General features: G+C 70.0%; 19 protein-coding genes and 1 pseudogene. 9 read left to right on the top strand and 11 right to left on the bottom strand.

From position 1 onward, the window contains the following. Positions 1–21 precede the first annotated feature (21 nt). The 3 genes from ACIBQ8_RS46000 to ACIBQ8_RS45990 all read right to left on the bottom strand — a co-directional run bounded on the left by ACIBQ8_RS46000 (position 22) and on the right by ACIBQ8_RS45990 (position 3,141). The gene (locus ACIBQ8_RS46000; RefSeq protein ID WP_397169394.1) at positions 22–930 is read right to left on the bottom strand and encodes a carbohydrate ABC transporter permease; all 909 of its coding nucleotides are present in this window, start codon (positions 928–930) and stop codon (positions 22–24) included. Continuing rightward, positions 927–1,817, bottom strand: coding sequence for a carbohydrate ABC transporter permease (locus tag ACIBQ8_RS45995; protein ID WP_397195279.1), 891 nt, complete (start codon positions 1,815–1,817; stop codon positions 927–929). The genes ACIBQ8_RS46000 and ACIBQ8_RS45995 overlap by 4 nt, the downstream gene beginning before the upstream one ends. A gap of 64 nt (positions 1,818–1,881) precedes the next feature. Beyond that, positions 1,882–3,141 carry an extracellular solute-binding protein gene (locus ACIBQ8_RS45990; RefSeq protein ID WP_397169397.1) on the bottom strand — a complete coding sequence of 420 codons (1,260 nt, stop codon included), beginning with the start codon at positions 3,139–3,141 and terminating at the stop codon, positions 1,882–1,884. 152 nt (positions 3,142–3,293) lie between these two features. Here ACIBQ8_RS45990 and ACIBQ8_RS45985 point away from each other — a divergent pair, with 152 nt between their 5' ends. Further along, positions 3,294–4,337: a LacI family DNA-binding transcriptional regulator gene (locus ACIBQ8_RS45985; protein ID WP_397169399.1), complete on the top strand. Its 1,044-nt coding sequence runs from the start codon at positions 3,294–3,296 to the stop codon at positions 4,335–4,337. Positions 4,338–4,952: 615 nt separating this feature from the next. Here ACIBQ8_RS45985 and ACIBQ8_RS45980 read toward each other — a convergent pair. Genes ACIBQ8_RS45980 through ACIBQ8_RS45960 form a run of 5 tightly spaced genes read right to left on the bottom strand, consistent with a single transcriptional unit; the run spans position 4,953 to position 10,834 of the window. After that, positions 4,953–6,011 (bottom strand): LacI family DNA-binding transcriptional regulator, encoded by a 1,059-nt coding sequence (locus ACIBQ8_RS45980; RefSeq protein ID WP_397195278.1) that lies wholly within the window; start codon positions 6,009–6,011, stop codon positions 4,953–4,955. A gap of 54 nt (positions 6,012–6,065) precedes the next feature. After that, positions 6,066–7,781 carry an amylo-alpha-1,6-glucosidase gene (locus ACIBQ8_RS45975; RefSeq protein ID WP_397195277.1) on the bottom strand — a complete coding sequence of 572 codons (1,716 nt, stop codon included), beginning with the start codon at positions 7,779–7,781 and terminating at the stop codon, positions 6,066–6,068. A 17-nt stretch (positions 7,782–7,798) separates the two neighbouring features. Next, complete coding sequence (locus ACIBQ8_RS45970) at positions 7,799–8,605, bottom strand: carbohydrate ABC transporter permease (protein WP_397195276.1); 807 nt, start codon at positions 8,603–8,605, stop codon at positions 7,799–7,801. Further along, entirely contained in the window at positions 8,602–9,537 is a 936-nt protein-coding gene (locus ACIBQ8_RS45965; RefSeq protein ID WP_397195275.1) for a carbohydrate ABC transporter permease, read from the bottom strand. The genes ACIBQ8_RS45970 and ACIBQ8_RS45965 overlap by 4 nt, the downstream gene beginning before the upstream one ends. 4 nt (positions 9,538–9,541) lie before the next feature. Further along, positions 9,542–10,834, bottom strand: coding sequence for an extracellular solute-binding protein (locus ACIBQ8_RS45960; protein WP_397195274.1), 1,293 nt, complete (start codon positions 10,832–10,834; stop codon positions 9,542–9,544). A 225-nt stretch (positions 10,835–11,059) separates the two neighbouring features. Between ACIBQ8_RS45960 and ACIBQ8_RS45955 the strand changes: the two genes are divergently transcribed. From ACIBQ8_RS45955 to ACIBQ8_RS45925, 7 genes and pseudogenes are all read left to right on the top strand, one after another. After that, the gene (locus ACIBQ8_RS45955; RefSeq protein WP_397195273.1) at positions 11,060–12,097 is read left to right on the top strand and encodes a LacI family DNA-binding transcriptional regulator; all 1,038 of its coding nucleotides are present in this window, start codon (positions 11,060–11,062) and stop codon (positions 12,095–12,097) included. Positions 12,098–12,311: 214 nt separating this feature from the next. After that, positions 12,312–15,929, top strand: a complete 3,618-nt coding sequence (locus tag ACIBQ8_RS45950; RefSeq protein ID WP_397195272.1) for a LamG-like jellyroll fold domain-containing protein — start codon at positions 12,312–12,314, stop codon at positions 15,927–15,929. 971 nt (positions 15,930–16,900) lie between these two features. Then, a complete protein-coding gene (locus ACIBQ8_RS45945; RefSeq protein WP_397195271.1) occupies positions 16,901–17,509 on the top strand; it encodes a tyrosine-type recombinase/integrase in 609 nt (202 codons plus the stop codon). A gap of 12 nt (positions 17,510–17,521) precedes the next feature. After that, positions 17,522–18,667, top strand: a complete 1,146-nt coding sequence (locus tag ACIBQ8_RS45940; RefSeq protein WP_397195270.1) for an MFS transporter — start codon at positions 17,522–17,524, stop codon at positions 18,665–18,667. 5 nt (positions 18,668–18,672) lie between these two features. Next, entirely contained in the window at positions 18,673–18,834 is a 162-nt protein-coding gene (locus ACIBQ8_RS45935) for a chromate resistance protein ChrB domain-containing protein (RefSeq protein ID WP_397169405.1), read from the top strand. Between the two features lie 120 nt (positions 18,835–18,954). Next, a pseudogene (locus ACIBQ8_RS45930) lies at positions 18,955–19,176 on the top strand (site-specific integrase); the annotation flags it as partial. A gap of 385 nt (positions 19,177–19,561) precedes the next feature. Beyond that, positions 19,562–20,059 carry an HIT family protein gene (locus ACIBQ8_RS45925; RefSeq protein ID WP_397169407.1) on the top strand — a complete coding sequence of 166 codons (498 nt, stop codon included), beginning with the start codon at positions 19,562–19,564 and terminating at the stop codon, positions 20,057–20,059. Here the strand turns inward: ACIBQ8_RS45925 and ACIBQ8_RS45920 are convergent. Then, the gene (locus tag ACIBQ8_RS45920; RefSeq protein WP_397195269.1) at positions 19,982–20,872 is read right to left on the bottom strand and encodes a GntR family transcriptional regulator; all 891 of its coding nucleotides are present in this window, start codon (positions 20,870–20,872) and stop codon (positions 19,982–19,984) included. The two genes, ACIBQ8_RS45925 and ACIBQ8_RS45920, sit on opposite strands and share 78 nt — an antisense overlap. A gap of 11 nt (positions 20,873–20,883) precedes the next feature. After that, positions 20,884–22,143 carry a carotenoid oxygenase family protein gene (locus ACIBQ8_RS45915; RefSeq protein WP_397195268.1) on the bottom strand — a complete coding sequence of 420 codons (1,260 nt, stop codon included), beginning with the start codon at positions 22,141–22,143 and terminating at the stop codon, positions 20,884–20,886. 151 nt (positions 22,144–22,294) lie between these two features. Here ACIBQ8_RS45915 and ACIBQ8_RS45910 point away from each other — a divergent pair, with 151 nt between their 5' ends. Then, positions 22,295–22,513: an epoxide hydrolase N-terminal domain-containing protein gene (locus ACIBQ8_RS45910; protein WP_397195267.1), complete on the top strand. Its 219-nt coding sequence runs from the start codon at positions 22,295–22,297 to the stop codon at positions 22,511–22,513. Between the two features lie 190 nt (positions 22,514–22,703). On the opposite strand, the gene ACIBQ8_RS45905 is transcribed toward ACIBQ8_RS45910, so the two are convergent. After that, complete coding sequence (locus ACIBQ8_RS45905; RefSeq protein ID WP_397195266.1) at positions 22,704–23,105, bottom strand: cupin; 402 nt, start codon at positions 23,103–23,105, stop codon at positions 22,704–22,706. Between the last annotated feature and the right edge of the window lie 86 nt (positions 23,106–23,191).

Here is a 23,191-nt window from a genome sequence, read left to right as displayed (position 1 = left end):
GGTTTCTCCTAAAGACGGGTCTCAGCCCTTGAGGCCGGACATCGCGATGCCGCGGGTGAAGTGCTTCTGGAACAGCAGGAAGAACACGACGGTCGGCAGCGAGGCCAGCAGCGAGGCCGTCATGATCACGCCCATGTGCTGGGCGCCGGTGAAGGCGGAGTTCAGCCTGGCCAGGGCCACGGGCAGGGTGGCCATCTGATCGCTCTCGACGATGATCAACGGCCAGAGGAAGTTGTTCCACTCGTTGAGCATCACGAAGATCGACATGGCGGCGAGCGCCGGCCGCAGCAGCGGCATGACCACCTGCCACCAGATGCGCCACTCCCCCGCGCCGTCGATCCTGGCGGCCTCGATGAGGTCGTTCGGGATCGACTGGAGGTACTGCACGAGGAAGAAGACGACGAACGCCTTGGGGATGGCCGGGACGATGTAGCCGAGGTAGCTGTCGATCCAGCCGAGGTTGCGCACGACCAGGTAATTGGGGACGAGCGTGGCCTGCCAGGGGATCATCATCGAGCCGAGGATCATCAGGAAGATCACCCGGCGGCCGGGGACGCGATGCTTGGTGATCACGTAGGCGGCCAGCGAGGCGGCCAGCAGCGCCAGCACGGTGATCACGGTGGCGATGAGCACGCTGTTGAGCGCGAAGCGCCAGAAGCCGAGGTCCACCTCGGTGAAACGCTGGAACAACCCGGCCACGTGGCCGGGGTTGTCGGCTGCCGGGTTCCAGTCCGGGTCGCTGAAGCCGACGGTCGTCGGGTTCTGCGGCACGAACGAGGGCGGGTTGCGGGTGATCTCGAAGACCGGCTTGAACGCGGTGATCACCATCCAGTAGAACGGCACGATCATCGTGAACGCCAGCAGGTAGAGCGGCGCCTTGGCCCAGCGGATGCGCGTGCGAGGCTTGGCCGCCCGGTGCAGGGCCGTCATCCCAGCTCCTTCGTGGTCCGGCCGAGGCGCAGCTGCACCAGGCTGATGGTGAAGATGATCAGGAAGAGCGTCCAGGCGATCGCCGAGGCGTAGCCGAGCTGGAACTTGGTGAAGCCCATGTCGTAGAGGTAGGGGACGATCATGAGGCCGGAGTCCATGACGCCGCCGACGTTGCTGACCGAACGGAACACGATGTAGACCGCTTCGAACACCTGGAAGGCCGCGATCATCGTGGTGATCACGACGTAGGTGGTGACCGGGCGCAGCAGTGGCAGGGTGATGCCGGTGAACTGCTGCCAGGTAGTGGCGCCGTCGATCCGCGCGGCCTCGTAGTACTCCTCCGGGATGGTGTTGATCCCGGCGACGAAGATGACCATCGCGTAGCCCATGCCGGACCAGGCGGCCATCAACACCATGATCGGGATCGTCAGCGACGGCGTGGCCAGCCAGGCCACCGGTTCGCCGCCGAACCAGCCGGACACCGTGTTGGCCAGGCCGTAGTCCTCCGCGGCGAAGATCCAGCGCCACATCAGGAACAGCGCGATCGTCGAGGTCACGGAAGGCAGGAAGAAGACGGTGCGCATGATCCGGTCGCCCCAGCCCTGGCCGCGGAAGGCCAGCGCGAGCAGGAGCGCGAACACCGTGGTGAGCGCCACCGCCGCCAGGACGTAGACCAGCGTGTTGGACAGTGCCCGCAGGAAGCGCTCGTCCTCCAGCAGGCGCGCGAAGTTGGCCAGGCCGACGAACTCCGGCGGCTTGACGCCGTTGAACTTGGTGAGGCTCAGGTACAGCGAATTGATCAGCGGCCAGATCAGGAAGCCCGCGAAGAGCGCCAGGAACGGCAGGAGCATCACGACGGAGGTGAGAGTGCCCCTCTTGGTGGCCATCGGATCGCCTTTCGATGGTGGGGACGGGCCGGTCGGGCCAGGTGACGACCGGCCGGGGGGCGGATCAGCCGGCGTTCTGCTCCATGATCTTCGCGGCGGCGTCCAGGGCGGCCTTGGGCTCGGCCTTGCCGTAGATGACCTCCTGCAGCTTCTTGGTCACCTCGGCCTGGCTGGTCTCCCAGCCCGGGCAGTTCGGCGGGCCGTACCCGGAGGCGAAGGCGGCCTTGATGGCCTCCACCTGGTCCGGCGTCACGGGGAGGTTGGCGATGTTGTCGGTGAGCGGCGAGATCCACAGCACCCCCCTGGTGGCGGCGGTGTCGGTGATCACCTTGACCGCCTCGGGGGTGTAGAGGGACTTCAGGAAGTCGGCGGCCTGGGCGGCGTGCTTGCTGTAGGACATGACGCCGGCGATACGGCCGCCGATGAAGGCGCCGGCGCCGGCCGGGCCGACGGGCAGCGGGGCGGTGGCCCACTTGTCCTTGATCTTCGGTTGGGCGGTGTCGATGGCCTTGATCTGCCAGCTTCCGCCGGACACCATGGCCACGCCGTTGGCCAGTGCCGCCGGGGTCTCCGCGGTCTGGGTGGGCGCCTTGTGCTTCTTGTAGAGATCGGCCCAGTAGGTCAGCGCGGTGACGCCGGCGTCGTTGTTGAGCGCTGGCTTGCAGTCCGGTGTGTAGAGAGTGCCGCCGGCCTGACGCAGGAAGTTGAAGTACTGCAGCCAGTCGATGTTTCCCCAGTCCATCGAGTAGGGCACCTTGACGCCGTCGGCCTTGAGCTTGTCCAGGGCCGCGGTGAGTTCCTCCCACGTCTTCGGCGGCTTGAGGCCGGACTTCTCCAGCAGATCCGTGCGGTAGTAGGTGAGGTACACCGTCATGTCGAGCGGCGTGCCGTACACGGCGCCGTCGCGCGAGGTGATCGACTCCCAGACGCCCTGCTGGGTCTTGGCCTTGATCGCCTCGGGCAGCCCGTGGTCGCGCAGGTCGATCATGCCGCCGAGGGCTCCGAACTCGATGCCCCACGACAGGCCGCCGGAGACGATGTCAGGGCCGGTCTTGCTGGTTGCCGCGGCCAGGACCTTGGCGTGGCCGTCGTCCCAGCTCAGCGCCGAGACCTTGATCTTCACGTCGGGGTGGGCCCGGGTGTAGAGATCCGCGGCCTTCTGGACGGCCAGGGCCTCGTCCTCCGACCCGGTCATCCAGAACGTCAGGTTGGCCGGACCCTCCGCCGGGGCCTGCTCCTGCTTGGGTGCCGTGCCGGTCGCACAGGCACCGGCCAGCAGGCCGAGTGCGACGACAGTCACCGTGGCCGTGCGGCGCCTCTTCACGGTGTCCTCCTGAGAGTGTGGGGGGCGTTAACTTAACCGTGTAAGTTGCGCCTAATGTAGGAGTGGCATCGCAACGTTGTCAACGATGGGTTTCCCAGGGATTTCGGCATGCTAGATTCCATTTGGTTTACTTAACTAATTAAGGAGGCTCGGTGAAGCGTCCAACCATCGCGGACATCGCGCAGCGTGCCGGAGTGTCGAAGGTGGCGGTCTCCTACGCCCTGAACGGCCAGCCGGGGGTGTCGGAGGCCACCCGTGCTCGCATCCTGGCCATCGCCACCGAGATCGGCTGGCGGCCCAACAGCGCGGCCCGCGCCCTGAACGGGGCCAAGGCCCGCACGATCGGCCTGGCCCTTCGCCGGCCCGCGCGCACCCTCGGCATGGAGCCCTTCTTCATGGAGCTCATCAGCGGCATCGAGGATGCGTTGTCGATGCACTCCTACGCCCTGATGTTGCAGGTTGCCAGGGACCATGCCGAGGAGATCGAGTTGTACCGCCGCTGGTGGGGCGAGGGCCGCATCGACGGAGCGATCCTGGTGGACCTGCATGCTGACGACCCGCGCATCCCCGTGGTCCAATCGCTGCACATGCCCGCGGTCACCATCGGCCACCCGTCCGTGTCGGGCTCCCTCCCCGCGGTGTGGTCCGACGACAGCGCCGCCATCCGGGAAACCGTGCAGTACCTGGCCGCCCTTGGACATCGCCACGTCGCCCGGGTCGCCGGCCTGCCCAAGCTGGCCCACACCGCGATACGTGACCGCGCCTTCGCCGCCGTCTGCCAGGCGGCCGGGGTCAAGGAGTGGACGATCGAGCACACCGACTACTCCGGGGAGCATGGTGCACGCGCCACCCGCCGGCTCATCACCTCACCGCGCCGGCCCACGGCCATCGTCTTCGACAACGACATCATGGCCGTGGCCGGCCTGTCCGTCGCGCAGGAGCTCGACATGAACGTTCCGGGCGAGCTGTCCATCGTGGCCTGGGACGACTCGCCGCTCTCCCAGGTGGTCCGGCCGGCGCTCACCGCACTGAGCCGGGACATTCCGGCCTATGGCATGAACGCCGCACGCACCCTCATGGCAGTGATCGCTGGAGAGCGAACCGAGCATTTCGAGGATGTGGCGCCCCATCTGACTCCGCGGGCCAGCACCGGACCAGCATCTACCCGGCACAACCTTTCCGAAAGCGATTCGTGAGCCTGTGATCCTGCGCTCGTCAGCGGAACAGCGGAGATCCACACGCGTACGCGGGAGCAGCGTTCTGCGCCAAGGCGGCCCGCCGTCCTGAGCAAGGCGGCAGCCAGGCGGCTTTGCTGCAGGCAAGGCACTCGGCATCGCCCTCGCCGGCGTCGTCAACCTTCTCGACCCGCAGAAGGTGATCCTCAGCGGCGGGCTCTCCCCGCTGCTGCCCGCCCTGGAACGAGAGCCGGACCACCGGGTCATGGGTCCGGGCCGCTCGGGCAAGGGCGCGATGATCGTCTCTAGCCTGGGCCCGGATGGGCCGTGCGCTCTACGGGGAGGCGGTTGTCCACGGCGAGCGTGGCGTCAAGGGCGGCGAAGTGCTTGGCGATCACCTGCCGGGAGCTGGTCAACGCAGTCGACGGTCGGGCAGGTGGGCGGTCGTCCCCGTCATGGCTCCGGCTCGACTTGGAGCCGGGAACGCGGCCGCCTCCGTGAACGGATGCCGATGACCCGGATGTCGCCGGGGCCGACTCCGCGGCCAGAACCCGGGAGAACGCCTCCTCCGTCGATTGGAGGGGCTGCCCGCACCGGATTTCTACGGGGTGGGCTCTCCTGCGTCCGCGGCATGGCTCACGTCGGCGGCCTAGGTGAGCTCGATCCGATGGGTGAGCACGCGGGCGGAGCGGTACTTGCCCGCAAGGAGACGGGCCGGGTGAGCAGGACGTGGCGGGCCGGCGTCCCGGGGTGGACCATCCGTTCGGCGAGCAGGCCGACGGCGCGTTCGGCCATGTCGGAGACGGGCACGTCGGCCGCGGTGAGGGGCGGGTGGAACGCCTCCGCCCAATGGCGCCCCACGATGCCGATGACGGAGAACTGCCGGGGCACCGCGCGCCCCGAGCGCCACAGCGCGCGCTCCAGGCCGGGCAGGGCGGCCTCGTTGATCGTGACGATGCCGGTGACCTGCGGGTGAGCGGCGAGAAGGTCGTACGTGCGGGTCTCCGCGGCTGTGGCGTCGTCCGGGGAGCAGAACGCCGTCGCGGTGAGGGAGCGTGCGGCGGCGGCGGCGTTGAAGCCGTCCAGGGCGCGGCGGGCGGGGCCGTAGCCGGAGTCCAGGTACTCCTGGGGCCGGTTGAGCAGGGCGATCGTCCGATGCCCGAGATCGGCCAGGTGGTGCACGCAGCTCGCCACGAGCCCTTCGTAGTCCAGGTCGACCCAGGTGCCGGTCGCGGTGCCGGTTCCAGCGCCAGCGGTGTGGCCGATCGCCACGAAGGGCAAGCCGGACCGTCTCAGGCGGTCGGCGCGGGCGTCGCGCAGCCGGACCTCCATCAGGATGACGCCGTCGACGCGCCGGCCGCTGATTATGCGTTCGAACGAGCGGTCGTGCTCCCCGCCGCTGGGCGACAGGACGACGTCCAGCTCGCGGCTGCCGGCGGCGGCCACGACGTCGGCGACGAAACCGAGCTGGATCGGGTTCAGCCGTCGCCCGGCGGGCGGGATGACTAGGCCGATGGTCCGCGTCCGGCCCTCGGCCAGGGCTCGGGCGCTGGCGTTGGGCCGGTAGCCGACGTCGTCGATGACCTGGAGGATGCGCCGGCGGGTCGCCTCGGACACAGCCCGCTTGCCGCTGAGTGCGTAGGAGACGGTGCTCCGCGACACGCCCGCCCGCCTGGCGATCTCCGCGATGTTCACCCGGTCCCCCGCGCCGACGGAACGGCGAGCCTGGCTCGAATCGATGTCACGAGATCAGGAGGGTCCCGACGCCGGGTCAGGCCGCTGCCCGCGCTGCCCGCGCTGCTCGCGCTGCCTGCGCTGCTCGTGGGCGGCCGCGAGGATGAGGTAGGCGGCGGCCGTCCAGGTGTAGGCCCGGTCGCGCAGTCCTTCGCCGGTGCGCGCGTCGAAGTTCTCCGCGAACCCCGACTGCTCGCACAGCCTGCGGAAACGGGCGCTGATCTCGTCAGCCAGGGCGGTGTGGCCGGCCCGGCGCAGACCGTCCTCGACGAGCACGGTCGACGGGGCCCAGATGGGCCCGCGCCAGTAGCCGTCGTCCTGGTAGTGCTCGGAGTCGGGGTGTTCGGTGGCCGGTCCGTACGCGGTGAGGTGGGACTCGATGCGGGCGGCCAGCGCCGTGTGCACCGGTTCGGGCAGCTCGTCGCCGAGCACGATGGGCATGAGGTCGAGCAGGCTGGAGGTGGACCAGGTGCGTCCGCTCCGGGCGCCGCGGGCCACGAACCGCTCCCCCGTCCACAGCTCGGCCAGCAGCGCGTCCCGCATGCGGTCGGCGGCGCCGGACCAGTGCGCCCCCCTGCCGGGGTCGGGGGCCAGGCGGGCCAGTTCGCGCATCTGGAGCACGAGGAAGGCGGCCAGGTCGGCGGTCTCGACGACGCGCTCGGGGTCGAAGGTCGTGGCGTTGTCCCAGCCGCTGTCGTTGCCGTGCTGGTAGTGCGGCAGCTCGCGTCCGGGGGCGCGGCGGGCCGTCAGCCAGAACGTGGTCCAGCGTTCCAGCAGCGGGTAGACGTCGGGCGCCGGAGGCAGGCGGCGCAGGGCCCAGCCGTGCACGGGCGGCTTGACGAAGTTGTAGAGGATCTCCGAATGGGTGACGGAGTCGGGCAGCGCGCCGGCGTCGTCCTGGTGGTCGAAGGGCAGCCGGAACTGGTCCCAGGCCAGCTCGGGCAGGCCGCCCGCCAGGGCGATGGCGTTGAAGCAGTGGTCCCAGCTCCACACCTTGTCCATCCAGTGCTTCGACATCAGCACAGCGGGCCTGGTGACGAACCCGGCAGGCCGCACGGTGGCCGACCACAACACGTAGGCGGCCAGATCGGCGGCGGGCGTGCCGTCGCCGCGCCAGGGCGCGACCGCGTCGGCGAAGGCGTCGAACTCGGCACGGGCGGCCTTGGCCACCTGGTCGAAGGTGCCGCCGGCGCAGGAGTAGGGGGCGCGGGCGGTCTCGTACTCCTCGACGGCGATCTCCCACTCGCCGTCCAGGGCCAGGCCGCGTTCCGCGGTGCCCAGGGCCTGCGCGCCGAGCGGCTCGGCGTCCCCGGCCAGCACGGTGATCCGGTAGCGGCGGCCGGTCTGGTAGACGGTGAAGACGTACGAGCCGTCAACGGGATCCTGGTAGAAGTACGGCCCGCTGAACGGCGTCAGCACGGGATCGGCGGCCAGCACCCGCAGCCCGAGCCCGCGGCCCTGGACGCGTACGGTGTCGGCACCCTCGTAGGCGAGGCGGATCAGCCCGTCGCCGGCGCTCCAGGTGAGCTGGTGCGGGGTGGCCGTGACGGCGGCGTCCACGGCGGGGACCAGCCGCAGGACGGGGTGCATGCCGGTCTGGTGGGAGACCAGGTGCACGTCCTGGGCGTAGGTCTTCTCGGCCACCACGGGCGAGAAGCAGAACCAGGATCCGCGGTGGCTGAACGGGATTTCCCGCAGGGAGAACACCGGGCCGGGAACGGCGACGGTCATGAAGTGGAGGTCCCTTCTCAATCTTTGACGGCGCCTGCGGTGACGCCCGCGGCGACGTAGCGCTGGGCGATGACGAGCAGGATGGTCGCCGGGACGGAGGCGACCACGGCGGTGGCCATGATCGCGTTCCATTCCTGGTTGTTGTTGCCGATGTAGTGGTAGATGCCGAGGGTGATCGGCTGGTGGTCGCCGCCCTGGTCGAGGGTGGAGGCGAAGATGAAGTCCGACCAGGCCCACAGGAACGCGAACAACGACACGGTGATGATCGAGTTGCGGGAGACCGGCAGCACGATCGAGACGAAGGCGCGGAGCACTCCGGCGCCGTCCACGCGGGCCGCCTGCAGCAGCTCCTCGGGGATGCCCGACATGAACGTGGTGAGGATCAGCACGGCGAACGGCACGGCGAGGGTGGAGTCGGCCACGATCAGCCCGGGGACGGTGTTGAGCACGCCGGTGGACAGGAAGATGGCGTAGAAGCCCATCGCCATGATGATCCCGGGGATCATCTGCGCGATCAGCAGCACGAAGCTCAGCGCCCCGCCGCCGCGCGGGCGCAGCTTGGCCAGCGAGTACGCGGCGGGCGCGGCCAGCAGCAGGGTCAGCGTCACCGTGCCCAGCCCGACGACCAGGCTGCTGCCGAGGTAGGGAAGCTGCTGGTCGAGCACGGCGCGGTAGCCGTCCAGGGTGCCGTGGAGCGGGAACAGGTCCGGCGGGCTCTTGCGCATCGCGGTGTCGCGGGTGAACGACACGTTGACCATCCAGTAGACCGGGAACAACATCACGGCCGTCAGCACCAGCCCGATCAGGGTCTTGACGTGCCTCATGCCAGGGCCTGCCGTCGCTGCACGCGGATGTAGACCAGGCCGAAGACGAGGGCCGTCACGATCAGCAGGTTCCCCACGGCGGCGCCGGGCCCGAAGGAGGGCACCAGGTTGCCGAAGCCCAGCCGGTAGGACCAGGTGGCGAACGTGGTGGACGCCCCGCTCGGGCCGCCCTTGGTCATGATCCAGATGATGTCGAACACCTTCAGCGTGTAGACCAGCCCGAGCAGGACGGTGATCGCCGACACCGGCCGCAGCAGCGGGAACGTCACGCGCCAGAACCGCTGCCAGGCGTTCGCCCCGTCCAGCGCGGCGGCCTCGTACACGGCCGCAGGGATCGCCTGCAGCCCGGAGTAGAGCACCACCAGGTTGAACGGGATGCCGATCCAGACGTTGGCGATGATCACCGACCACAGCGCCCAGTCCGGCGAGGTCAACCAGTTCACCGGCCCGATCCCGAACCAGCCCAGCGCGGCGTTGACCAGGCCCGAGTCGCTGTTGAGCAGCCACGACCAGGTCGAGGCGGACACGATCAGCGGCAACAGCCACGGCACCAGGAACAGCGCCCGTAGCGTGGCCGAGAGCCGGAAGCTCTTGCTGAAGAACAGCGCCAGCGCCAGCCCGGCGGTGAACTGGAAGACCAGCGACACCAGGGTGAAGACCACCGTGTGCCACAGCGCCGGCCCGAAGGTGGCGTCGGCGAACACCTTGGCGTAGTTGGCGAGCCCGGTGAAGGGCGCGTCGCCCTGCACGAAGGAGCGCACGGTGTAGTTCCGCAGGCTCAGCTCGACGTTGCGGTAGAGCGGGTAGGCGTAGAAGACCAGCAGGTAGAGGACGACGGGGGCGAGGAACGCCCACGCCGCCCACTGACCCGACCGGCCGCGCGCCGCGAGGTGGCCCCTCGGGGCCGCCGATGTCTGCGTCACGTGGCTCATGCGGCTACTGGATCGCGCTCGTGGCCGCGGACTGGGCCGCGGTCATCGCCTCCTGCGGCGACTTCGACCCGCTCAGCGCCGCCTGCACCGCGCCCCACATCGGCTCGGAGATCTTCGGGTACTTGGTGCCCAGGTCGTCGCTGGTGCGGCCCTTGGCGGCCTTGACCGCCTCCACCCACACCTTCAGCTGCGCATTCTGCTCGATCTGCCTGGCCTGCACCTGCTCGGTGGGGGCGATGTAGGACAGGGTGGTGGTCGTGGTGAGCGAGTTGTCGCCGCTGGTCAGGCAGGTGACCAGCTTCTGGGAGGTCGGGTAGCGGCCGGTGTCGGACTGCACCGGCACGCTGACGAACTCACCGCCGGTCGGGGCGGGCGCGGTGCCGCCGTCCTTGGCGGGCACCGGGATGATGCCGTACGCGAAGCCGGCCTTGTCGGCGTTGGCCAGCTGCCAGGTGCCGTTCTCGGCGAAGGCGTAGTCGCCGCCGACGAACTCCTGCCAGCTGGTGGTCTGGGTGTTGTTGATGACGGAGTTGGGGGCGTAGCCCTTCTTCAGCCAGTCGCTCCACAACGCCACGGCCGAGACGCCCTCGGGCGAGTCGAGCGTGGTGAGGTTCGCGCCGGACCCCCAGAACCAGGGCAGGAACTGGAAGCTGCCTTCTTCGGTGCCGATCGCCGAGAACGTGATGCCCTTCTTCCCGGCCGCCTTCACCTTCTCCAGGGCCGCCGTGAGCGACGTCCAGTCCTTCACCGCGGCGATGTCGACGCCCGCCTTCTTCAGGACGTCCTTGTTGTAGTACAGGGCGAGCGTGTTGGCCCCGATCGGGATGCCGTAGGTCTTGCCGCCGCTCTGCCCCGCGGCCAGCAGGTTCGGCGCGACGGAGGAGACGTCGAGCTTGTTCTCCTCGGTCGTGGTCAGCACGCCGGCCTCGGCCAGCGTCGAGACCACCGGGTTGTCGACGATCAGCACGTCGGGCGAGTTGCCCTGTTGCGCGGCCAGCAGCGCCTTGTTGGTCAGGTCGCTGGTGTCGTAGCCGGTGCGCTCGACCTTCACGCCCGCCTGGGTGCCGCAGGTCTCCAGCAGCTTCACCCACGGGGAACCGCCGTCGTACTGCGGGTAGGGGTCCCAGATCGTGTAGGTCCCGCCTCCCGCGGCCTGATTCGCGCTGCTCGTGCTGCCGCCGCCACCACCGCTGTCGCCGCCGCTGCCGGACGACGAGCAGGCCGCCAGGCTGCCCGCGGCGGCCAGGACCACCAGGCCCACGCCGACGACACGCCGGCTCCCTGCCGCTGAATTCATTAACTTACCTCCGCTGAGGGGTGCCGCGACCTTCCCCGTTGGGTCGAACCGATTCGGCGAATCGGTTCGACTGAAGATAGGGCTGCCCCGTCCGGGGCGTCAATGGGCGTGCGGCGCTCTTGTCGGGAGCTGTTCCCCGGATCGCCAGGCGACGACATACCGACGTCACGGATATCGTCCGCCCGGCCCTTCCATGAACCGATTCGACCTACGATGGTCGTCATCATGGGGACCGAAGGAGCGCGGGTGAACATCGGGGAGATCGCCCAGAGGGCCGGTGTGTCGCGCAGCACCGTCTCCTACGCGCTCACCGGCAAGCGTCCGGTCTCGCCGGAGACCAAACGGCGCATCCAGGCGGTCATCGACGAGCTCGGCTACCGGCCCAACGCCGCAGCCCGCGCCCTGAAGGAGGGCCGGACCCGCACCATCGGGCTGGCCATCCCACCTGCCAGCAGCCGCCTGACCGACATGCAGCTCGGCTTCGTGGCCAGCGTGGTCGACGCCGCCGCCCGCGCCGACCTCGACGTCCTGCTGTCGCCGTCCGGCGGCGAGCACGACCGCTCGTTCGAGCGCGTCGTCACCGGCCGGCGGGTGGACGGCGTCATCCTCATGGAGATCCGCCTTGAGGACGACCGGGTCACCCGCCTGCGCCACAGCGGCCTGCCGTTCGTCGGCATCGGCCGCACCGGCCATCCGGACGAGATGTCCTGGGTGGACATCGACTACGAGTCACTGATCGCCAAATGCGTCGACCACCTGGCCGACCTCGGCCACCGGAAGATCGCCCTGGTCAACCGCAACGCCGAGCTGGTCGCCGCCGGGTACGGCCCCGGCCATCGCGCCCAGGCCGGGTTCGCCCGCGCCGTGGCCGCGCGCGGCCTCGAAGGCGTGCAGGTCTGCTGCGCCGACGACGCCCAGGCCGGGCAGGGATGCGTCGAACGGCTTCTGGCGGCCCAGCCCGGCCTGACGGCCATCGCCACCATCAACGAGGCCGCCGTTTCCGGCATGTACCGGGCGCTGAACCAGCGGGGCCTGACGGTACCGGGGCATTTCTCCATCGTCGGCGTCGCCGCCCGGCACTGGGCCGAGAGCCTGCACCCGCCGCTCACCGCCGCCGATGTCCCGGCCGACGAGATGGGCGCCCGCGCGGTGGAGCTGCTCATCCAGAGCATCGCCGATCCCGCCGTCGCCCCCAGCCACGTGCTGGTCGCTCCGCCGATCTCGTTGCGGGGCAGCACCGGCCCGGCGCCGGCGCGCGCCTGACCGTCCCGCGCCCGCGGCGGCACGAGTCGTCCCCGGCCGCCCGCGAGCGCACGGCGCACCTGAGCCGGAGGCCGACGTGACGATCCTGTGTCGGCACGATGTCCGGCACGTTTCCGGCTCTTGACCCTTGCCGAGGCGGACGCTTATCGTCCCCCTCGAATCGATTCGCCGAATCGATTCGACTCCTCGCACATTTCTCGAAGGGGAAAGGCCCATGGCCATGCCCTCGTCCAGGCCCCGCAGGCTCGCGCCGCGGGCACTGCTCGCTTCCGTGCTGGCGCTGACCGCACTGCCGCTGACCGCCTTACCTGTGCTCGGCGCCGACGCGCCGGCCCTGGTCCTCCACTACGACTTCGACGGTGACCTGTCGAGCGGCGTCGTCGAGGATCGCTCGCCCTCCGGCCTCGACGGAGTCCTCGCCAACCCCGGCGCCGCCGGCGTCGGCACGGGGGCCGACGGCACGCACGCCCTGTCCCTGCCCGGCGGGGCCGCGGGCGCGCAGAGCGCTCCGTACGTGAAGATCCCGGCCGGTCTGTTCCGCGACCGCCACGCCGTGACGATCTCCACCTGGCTGAAGTGGGCCGGCGGGCCCGACTTCCAGTGGGTCTACAACCTCGGCAAGGACGCCGCTACCGCCACCTTCGTCACCCCGTCCTTCGCCGGCGAGGCAACCACCAGGTCGTCGATCAAGCCGGTCAACGGCACGGCCGAGGTCGGCGTCCCAGCGCTGCAGAAGCTGCCCGCCGGCCAGTGGCTCAGCCTCGTCACCACGATCGACGGCAGGACGCTCACCTACTACGTCAACGGCGTGCCGATCGGCAGCACGGGCGCCCAGCTCGACCTCGCCACCGTCATGAACGGCGCCACCGGCTCAGGCTTCCTCGGCAAGGCGTTCTGGGGCGGCCACCCGCTCCTGGCCGGCGAGCTCGACGACTTCCGCGTCTACGACGCCGCCATGACCGCCGGGCAGGTCGCCGAGCTGGCCGGAGCTCACCTGGCCACCCTGTCGAGGGTCGAGCAGACGACGTTCGAGGCCACCACCGATCTCGGCGTCGCACCGGAACTGCCGAGGACCGCCACCGCCCAGTTCAACGATGGCCTCCGCCGCGGCGTGGGCATCACGTGGCAGGCCGTCGATCCGGGGCTGTACGCCAAGCCCGGCCGGTTCATCGTGAAGGGCACCGCGAACGGCACCCCGGTCGAGGCCACCGTCACGGTGATCGCCAACGATCTGGCCGTCGACCTCGGCAGCGAGACCGGCGCCTTCCACGGCGGCGCGTCCGGCACCCTGTACGGCGTGTACGGCGAGGGCCTGCCGACCGGCAACCTGCTCGAAGGCATGAACCTGCGCACCGTCTCCACCAAGGCCCAGGACGGCCCGCAACATCCGGGCGCCGACGCCTTGGAGGTGGTCAGGCCCCTGGCCGACAGCACCGGCGGCGACGTGTACATCTACATGACCGACGTCTACCGCGGCTTCCCGTACCAGTGGCCCGGCAGCACACCCGAGGCGCGGCTGGACGACTTCAAGGCCAAGATCGCCAAGCAGGTCGACCAGGTTCTCACCCTCGACCCGAAATATCAGGATCACATCGTCTTCGTGCCGTTCAACGAGCCCGAGGGCAACATGTTCGGCAGCGGCCAGTGGAGCTACAACAACGTCAGCTGGCTCACCGACCCCCAGCACTTCTTCAAGGCATGGGACGAGGTCCACGCCCTGATCAAGGCCAGGATGCCCGCGGCCAGAATCGCCGGGCCCAACACCAGCGTCCTGTTCGGCCAGGTGGAGGGCTTCCTGCGGCACACCCTCCAGGCGGGCACCGTCCCTGAGGTCATCACCTGGCACGAGCTGGGCGACCCGGCCCGCATCCGCACCAGCGTCGCCAGCTACCGCCGGTGGGAACAGGCCGCGTTCAAGGGCACTCCGTACGAGGGCCGGCAACTGCCGATCAACCTCAACGAGTACGCCTTCAACTACCACACCTCCGTGCCCGGCCAGATGATCCAGTGGATCTCGGCCATCGAGGAGTCGAAGGTCGACGCCGACATCGCCTACTGGAACATCGACGGCAACCTGTCCGACTCCGCCGTTCAGGCCAACCGCGGCAACGGCCAGTGGTGGCTGCTGAACGCCTACGGCCGGATGACCGGCAACACGGTCAAGGTCTCCCCGCCCCGCCCGAACGTCAGCTACTCCCTGCAGGGCGTCGCCACGCTCGACCGGGCCAAGGCACAGGCCCGCGTCCTGTTCGGCGGCTCCTCCGGCAACGCGGGCGTGCGCTTCGACAAGGTGGACACGGCGCTGTTCGGCGGCACCGTCCACGCGCTCGTCCAGGAGATCCCCTGGACCGGGCAGCTCGGCGACTCGGCCCAGCCGCGCGTTCTGGCGGAACTCAGCCAGCCGGTCAGGAACGGCTCGGTGGCCTTCGACTTCGGCGCCGCTCTGCCCGTGCTGAAGGAGTCCTCGGCCTACCAGATCATTCTCAGCCCCGGCGCCAACGCCTCGCCCGTCACCGCGCCCACCGACCTGTGGCGGGCCACCTACGAGGCCGAGGACGCGGCGCACACGGGCACCGGCTACAGCCGCAACGGCCCCGAGGGCACACCGGCCAACGTCGGCAAGTTCTACACCTCCGGCGCCTACGACGTCGGCGGCCTGCGTACCGGCTCCGACGTGACGCTCGACTTCAAGGTCTCGGTCACCCAGAACGGCACCTACGACCTGTCGGTCTTCGCCAACTCGCTCAACACCTCCCCGGCCGTCCGCGACCAGGGCCCGACCAACGTCTTCCTGCGGGTGGACGGCGGCGGCGAGCAGGAGCTGCACCTGCCTCTGGGCTACAAATGGGTGGTCTGGGACCACGCGGACACCAAGGTCACCCTGACCAAGGGCGAGCACGTGCTCACCCTGGCCGCGCGCAGCCTCGACGGCAGCCGCGCCACCAAGGGCGACGCGATCGTCGACAAGATCGATCTGTCCCTGGCCAACCCGGCGGCCTCGGAACAGGTCTACGAGGCCGAGTACGCCACCCTGACGGGCGCGACCCCCGGCTACACCGGCAGAAGAGTCTCCGGCGCAGGCGACGTTACCCTGACGAAGGGCCAGCGAGCGACCTTCTGGGTCTACTCCCCCACCGACGGCGGATCGACGCTGGCCATCGACACCTCCGGCGGAGGCAGGGGCAGCCTCGACGTCAACGGCCGGGGCGCCGGCGACGTCGCCGCCTCCACCCGCGTGCAGGCGTTCCTGTCCGGCGGCATCAACAAGATCACTGTCACCGGCCAGTCCGGCAGGCTCCGCCTGGACCGCCTGCGCGTCCTGCCCGGCTCCGGCGCCCTCAAGCCCACCTGGTACGAAGCCGAGTCCGCCCGCCTCACCGGCACCGCCAAAACGACCGACCTCCTGCTGGCAAGCGGCGGCAAGGCCGTCACCGACATCGGCGGCGCCCCCGGCGAGACCAACACCCTCACCTTCGACGTCACCGCCCCCAAGAACGGGACCTACGCGCTGACCGTCCGCTACTCCAACCCCGAGCAGTCCCCCGCCTCCCACTACAACCCCGACCCGCTGGCCCGCCACGCCGAGATCTCCGTCAACGGCGCCCAGCCCCGGCGGACCTGGTTCCCCCACTCCTTCCACGCCGACAACTTCTGGGAGCTCACCATCCCGGTCCAGCTCACGAAGGGAGCCAACACCATCGCCTTCGCCTCACGGGAACTGCCGAACTTCGACGGCGTCACCTACATCTCCGACACCTTCCCCGGCGTTCTGCTGCGCTCGCGATACGCCCCGATCGTGGACAAGATCGCCGTGACGCCCATCGGCAAGTAGACAGCTGACGTCCCTCCGGCCGACCACGGGCCGGAGGGACGCGGTCCGGAACGGCGGGCGTTCGCGGCCCGGGCCGAAGTCCCACCGCCACGTTCCCGCGGGAGAACACGACGCCCCCGTCCGCCGTGGACGGCACAGAGCGCCGGCCCGGGTTCTTCTGGACCGGCGCTCTTGCGCGTCCGGCGTCAGCCGCCAACGCTGGTGAAGGCCGCGATCAGGTGTTCGTCGAGCTCGCGCAGGGGCAGGGTGCGCTCGGTCAGGCCAAGCATCCGGCCTCCAGCAGTGCGGCACCAGGCCGGCGACATCAACTGGCTGGGGTCGTCGGTGCCGGAGCCGGATGATCTGCTCCCAGGTGCCGGGGGTGTTCCATTTGGCCCCGGTCGGCCACCTGCCCGCAGGCCCGCCATCCCAGCCGGGGCCGTCCAGGCACCACACCTGCACGTCGCCGACCCTGTGGTGGATACCGTCGGCGGGCTCGTCGTCCTGGGCGACGGGAGGTGTCGCCCACCAGAAAGTCGGTTGGGCATGGGGCGTCCGCCGAAGTGGAGCAGGCGGCAGTTGATCGATGGGCTCCGATGGCGGATCCGGACCTAGGCGCCGTGGCGGGACGTGCCAATCCGGTCGGGCATCACGTGACCAACATCATCCTCACCGAGGTGACCGACGATCGCGTACGCGCCCTGTCCAAGGGCATCGGCATCATGGCAGACGACACATGCCGAAGCGCGACCTACATAGCCGCGAGCGTTTTCCCGTCACGAACAGTCGACATGACCGCGCAGGTCCTCAAGGGTCCGACTCACGCGCCGTACGCCGCAAGGACCGCGACAGGTTCGCCCCGTCAGCGGTGTTGGTCCCAGTCAAGCCCGCGTCGTCCGGGCTCACAAGCCCCCGCACGCAGACCACCGTCAACGCGCGGCTGAACGCGTTGTCCTCGGCGAGTCGGTGGTGGCGGGATCACCGAGGACCCGTTGCGTCGGCTCAAGCGCCGCCCGGTCGAGGTCGACCGCACGCGGTCGCTGGACCATGCCGAGGTTGCCGAGTTGCTCGGCCGGGAAGGGATTGCGCTTCGTGAGCGGACCTTGTGGCGGCTGCTGTATGAGTCCGCGGCACGGGCGTCCGAAGTCCTGGCGCTCGATGTCGAGGAACTGGACTTGCGTAACCGAAAGGCCAGGGTGCGGCGGAAAGGCGGCGCGGTGGACGTGATCGTGTGGCGCACCGGCACCGCCCGGCTGTTGCCTCGTCTGCTGGGCGGGCGCAGGTCGGGGCCGGTGTTCACCACCGACAGGCGGGCCCGGGTGGAGTTGCCGCCGGCCGACATCGACAGTGGCAGCGGGAAGGCGCGACTGTCGTATCGGCGGGCAGCTGAGCTGTTCGAGGAGGCCACCGGCGGCTGGACGCTTCATCAACTACGGCATTCGGCGCTGACCCACGCGGCCGAGGATGGGGCCGACACTTCCACCTTGCTCGCCTTCTCCGGGCACACCTCGGTCGCTTCGCTGGCCCGCTATGCCCGGGTCTCGAGTGAAGCTCTCGGGCGCTGGCAGGCTGGACGCGATCCTGCCGCCCGCAAGCGGTGAGGGCGAACCCGCGTGAGTGCCGCGCGGTTGATCTTCGCAGCGCAGGCCTTGCGCGGTCTGGCGTACGGACTGGCCGCCGTCCAGCTCGCCACGCTGCTGCGGGCCGAGGGGCTGCAGGCCGCCGGAGTCGGTCTCGTGCTGGCGGCCGTGATGGCCGGAGGCGCGCTGGCCAGCATCGCCCTGGCCCGCTGGGGCGACCGGTTCGGCCGTCGCCGCTCCTACGCCGTGTTGTACCTGGCCCTGGCCCTGTGCGGGTTACTGATCGCGGTCGGAGCTCCGGTGTGGCTGCTGAGCCTGGCCGCCCTGTCCGGCGCGCTGTCGGTCGAGGTGGTCGAGTCCGGGCCGTTCACCACCGTGGAGCAGGTCATGCTGGATGGCAGCGGCGTGGCCGTGCGCGGCTTCGGCCTCTACAACGCCGTCGCCGCCACCGCCGGGGCCGCCGGCGCGTTGCTGGGCGCGCTCCCGCCCTCGCGGTCGCTGCTCGGCGCTGTGTTGCTGGCCGTGGGCGTGGCTGGTGCGTTGCTGGCCCTGCGACTTCCCGCCTTACTCGAGGCGGCCTCGGTTCAGGTCTCCGGACCGGTCCGGCCCCGCCCGGTCGTGGTCCGGCTGGCGGCGCTGTTCGCCGTGGACAGCCTGGCCGGGGGTTTCGTCGTGCAGGCCTACCTGGCCTACTGGCTGGGCGTCCACTACCAAGCTGACACGGCGAGCATCGGGCTGCTGTCCGCGGGCTGCGCCGTCCTGCAGACCGCCTCCTTCCTGCTCGCGCCGGTCATCGCGGCCAGAATCGGGCTGCTGAACACGATGGTCTTCACTCACCTGCCGAGTAACCTGCTGCTCATCGGCGTCGCCTTCGCCCCAGGGTTCCCAGTGGCGGCGGGGATGCTGCTGGCCCGCGCCTGCCTGTCCTCGATGGACGTGCCCACCCGCCAGGCCTACGTCATGGCCATGGTCCCGGCCACCGAGCGCACCACCACAGCCGCCGTCACCAACACCGCCCGCTACCTGACCCGGCCCGCCGGTCCCGCGCTGGCCGGGCTGCTGCAGCCCCTCAGTCTGGCCTGGCCGTTCCTCATCGCCGGGACCGCCAAGACCCTCTATGACCTGACCCTGTGGCGGATCTTCCGCCGCGTCGAACTCCCCACTGGAGGCCCATCGTGATCTAGGTGACCAGGACCTGGCCCCAGACCGACCGGATCGCCTGGCCCTGGCTGATCCGCCGCTTCATCGACCCTGACGTCTCAGCCGCCGATGTCGTCGTCGTGGACATCGCCTGGATCGCCCAGCGGTCGCAATCCTCCCGGCAGCTCGGGCAGGGCGAGGAGTAGCGGCCCAGCACGTTCTTATCTGGACAATCCCTTGGATGACCTTGGAGTTTCTCCTCTTTGACGCGTCTTCGTCGCATACGTTGACCCACATCCCTGCTGCCGCAAGGCGAGGAGGCCGAGATGCGGGTCATCAAGGAGCGGGACGGCGGCATCGTCCGCCGGGTGCGACTGATCGACGATGAGGGAGAGCCGGTAGGGCCGGTCTGCCGGTTCCTGGATCACCTGCGGGGCGGGGAGTTCTCGCCGAACACCCTGAGCGCGTACGGATACGACTTGAAGTACCTGTTCACCTTCCTCGATCGGGAGGGCTTGGACTGGCAGGACTTCCGGGCGCCGCACATGCTGGCTTGCTGGCGTTCCTGCGGCGGGTGCCAAGCCATCGTCCGGCGCAGCGGCTCGGTCTGGCGGTGGTCGCGGAGGGAAAGGACGGGCCGGGCAGGCTGCTGTCGCCGGCCACGGTGGACCGGATCCTGGCCGCGGTCTCCAGCTTCTATGACTGGGCGATGCGGACGAGCTCACGAAGGGGCACGCGACCGTGGGCGAGGTCGAGGCATGGGCGAGGTCGCGGACAAGGTCACGGGCGAGGCGGATTCCTCCCTCGTCTCGCGAAGCGCGGCCGCGACCGGCCGCCACGAGGTAGGTGGCCACCACGCAAGATCGTCGGAAGTGCCCGACCAAGATCTTTCCCCGGTACGCTCTGACTCGACCAGCCGGAGAAAGGACGACCATGGCCGGAACGTGCACCTTCTGCGGGATCATCGCAGGCGAGGTCCCCGCGGAGATCGTCTACTCCGACGAGCACGCGGTCGCCTTCCTCGACCTCTCGCAGGCGACCCGCGGCCACACCCTGGTCGTCCCGCGCGAGCACTGCCGCGACCTGACCGACATCGGCCCCGAGCGCGCGGGCCTGCTGATGCAGGGGGCCGTGCGTACGGCCGCCCTGCTGCGGCGCGCGCTGGAACCCGGCGGCATGAACATCTGGCACGCCACTGGCCCCACCGCCTGGCAGACCGTGTTCCACTTCCACCTGCACCTGCTTCCCCGCTACAGCACCGAGGACCTCAGGCAGGCGTGGACGCACCGGGAGGTGCCGCTGTCGTCGCTGTCGTCGCTGGCCGACGGGATCAGGGCCGCCGCGACGATCCGGTCAGCGGCGGAGCTTCCGGGGGACGATGACCGTGGCCAGGCCGTCGAGCAGGCGTTCCAGGCCGAACGCGAACAGTGATTGCAGGTCGAGCTCCGCGCCCGGGTCCGTGACCCGGGCGATCAGCGGCCCGTCGACCGACAGCTTGGCCTTGCCCCACTGCTTGCTGGTCATCCCCGTGTCCAGCTCGGCGGCGGCCTCGCTCTCGATGTTGATCGCCGTCCCGCGCACGTAGTTGACCACCGTGGCGTAGATGTGGATGCGGGTGCCCGGGTCGAGGCCGAGGCCGTCGAGGGCGCGCAGGGTCCACAGGCCGTACGCGAGCTGCCCCGGCAGCGTCCCCGGCCGGGTGATGGACACCAGCCGCGGCAGCCAGGGATGACGCTGGTAGGCCGCCCACTGCAACTGCGCGGCCACCCGCAGGTGGGAACGCCATCCCGGCGGCGGCTCCGGATAGCCGATCTCGGCGAACGCGGCGTCGGCGATCAGCTGCGTGAGCTCGGCCTTGCCCTCCAGGTGCCGGTAGAGGGCCATGGTCGCGACCCCGAGCTCGGCCGCCACCGCCCGCATGGACAGCGCGGCCAGGCCGCCCGCGTCGGCGATCTCCATGGCCGCGCGGACGACGCGGTCGCGTTCGAGCCCTCCGGCCGAACGCGCGGGCAGCCTCCGGGACGCGACCACCGCGCCGACCCGGGACGTGGACTCGATGGCGCCCGCCTGCTTGAGCGCGGCGAGCGCCTTGCTGGCCGTCGCCATCGCGACCCCCCATTCGCGCATGATCGCCCGGGTGGTGGGGACGGGATCGCCGGGCCGCAGCTCCCCGTCGGCGATACGCCGTTCGAGGTCGGCGACGATCCGGAGGTACGGCGGTTGCGGATCGTTCACGTCGGCCATGCTGCCACGCCTCAGCGGTCGGGCAGCCAGTTGCCGTGCAGGCCGAGCGGCACCCTGACGGGGAGGTGGACGCGGGCGACGGGCTCGCCGGTGAAGTCCTGGGCCGGGAGGATCACCAGGTCGCTCGCGTTCCTGCGCGGGTTGTGCACGTACGTGAGCAGGTAACCCTCGTCCTCGCCCTGGCCGGTGGGGGCGAAGACCGCCTCGCCGACCGCCTCGTCGTCGCCGAAGCCGTGCACCTCGGTCGTTCCCCGTTCCAGGTCGTGCTTGACCAGGGCGTTGGTGAACGCGTCGTCCGGCGGCGGGCCCTCGGGGGCGAACGGGACGCCGTACAGGGCGGCCGCGGCCGAGTAGCCGTACCGGTACGGGCGGGTGGCACGGGTCTCGTTCAGGCGGGGGAAGTCCTGCGGGCGGTCGTCCATGCGCTGCTGGTGGACCTTGTCAGGGGTGATCGTCCAGCGGTCCAGCACGGGCCGGATCGCCCCGGGGTCGGCGGGGTCGAACGGGCCCTCGGCGGTGACCAGGTCGACCACGACCGAGTCGCCGTCGTCGTAGGCGTTGAGCGTGTGGCTGACGTGGACCGGCTCGACGTCCAGCCACCGCACGTCGCCGCCGGTACGCGGCATCACGCCCACCCGCGTCGGGTGCCCCGGCAGCCACCGGCAGTCGAACCCGTCGAAGCCCAGCGGCGTGTCCCACAACACCACGTGGTTCTCGGTGAGCGCGAAGTCGTGCAGGAACGGCGTCCGCGTCAGGGGGATGCCGGTGGCCCGGACGACGTTTCCCTCGACGCCGGTCACGATGTGCTGGACGAAGGTCTGGCCCACCATGTACGCCAGCGAGTGCAGCTCGCCGGTGAGCGGGTCGTGCTTGGAGTGCGCGCCCGCCGTGAACCCCTCGGCGGTCCCTCCCAGGGCGCACACGCCGACGGTGTTCAGCTCCTCGTCCAGCTCGGCGGGCGGCAGGCCGGCCTCGGCCAGGGCGAAGGTGCGTCGCGCGTGCTCGATCACGTGAACCATGGGGGCGAAACCCGGCGTACGCACGAAGCGGTTGCGGTACCACTCGGCCCGGCCGTCGCGCAGGCGGATCCCGTGCACCATGCCCTGGCCCATGCCCCAGACGTGCACGACGGGGTCTTCGACGCCCAGCGGGTTGGGGCCGTTGCGCAGGTAGCGGCCGTTGAGCTCGGCCGGGATCCGCCCGGTGACCGGCAGGTCGTAGGCGGTGACTTCCTCGGTGACGGGCGCGAAGGGCCCTTCCAGGTACTTCATGTGGACACCGTACGCAAGAGCTCGCCAGCCCCTGGTGCAGCAGGGGGAAATGCCGTGATGTGCACTAGTGCAGGACCCGGTGTGCAATCTGCATGCTGATCGATGCACGGGGAACTACTGCCGAGAACGCCCGCTGACCAGGATGAACGGCATGAGTTCCGACATCCTGCCGTTCCGCATTGAGATCCCCCAGGCCGACCTGGACGACCTCCAGACCCGCCTCGACCTGACCCGCTTCGCCGAGGAACTGCCCGACGAGTACGGCGTGAGCGTCAAGCGCGTCCGCCGGCTGGCCGAGTACGGGCGTTATCTGGGTGCGTTCGAAGAGTCAGGCATGTGTGGCATGGGGGGCCTTGACCAACATGCCTGACAAATTATCTGGGGTTGTAAGGCAAGTAGGGACGGCCACCGCACACCTCCTGGCACTGGTCGTACTCGGAGCATCGCGCGGTGGCCGTTTCCGTCGAGGCTCCCTGCTCGGCCGCGTAAGCGAAGCTAGGAGCGGGTGCCGTTGGAGGGCGTCGGTCACCAGAAGGTGCGCCATCGGAGAGCAGACGCCGTCAGAGGGCGTCGGCGCGGCTCTCCAAACGGCCGCCACATGACGCAGTGATGGTCATGATGGTGCTGGGGATGTCGAGCTGGATCCGGTGCCACCGCCCGCGCGGGACGATGGCGGCGGTGCCGGCCGTCAGCCTGATCTCCTCCTCTACTTCCCCCTGCCGTCCCGGTCGTTCTGGACGCAGGTAGAGGCGGATCTTGCCGATGACGCAGGACACGATCTCGTCGGACTCGGTGTTCACGTGCCAGTGATCGGCGTGGACGTCGGAGCCGGTCCTGGCGTGGAACGCCTTCAGGTGCCAGCCATCGCGCCCGGCGCCCGCCGGCCGGGCACCGGCGTGGATCCTGCCGCCCCGGGACAGGTGGATGCCGGACGCGGAGAGCTCGATCGGGGGCACGGTCATGGGGTTTCGGCGGTGGCGGTCAGGACCGCGCGGCCGAGGAGGTGGCCGGCGATGGTGAAGCCGAGGTAGGCGGGCGTGGCACCGGC

Source organism: Nonomuraea sp. NPDC049646, from assembly GCF_044465525.1.
In the GTDB taxonomy this organism is placed as follows: domain Bacteria; phylum Actinomycetota; class Actinomycetes; order Streptosporangiales; family Streptosporangiaceae; genus Nonomuraea.
Note: the sequence above shows the minus strand (reverse complement) of the source record. Positions and strands in the feature narration are given on the sequence as shown.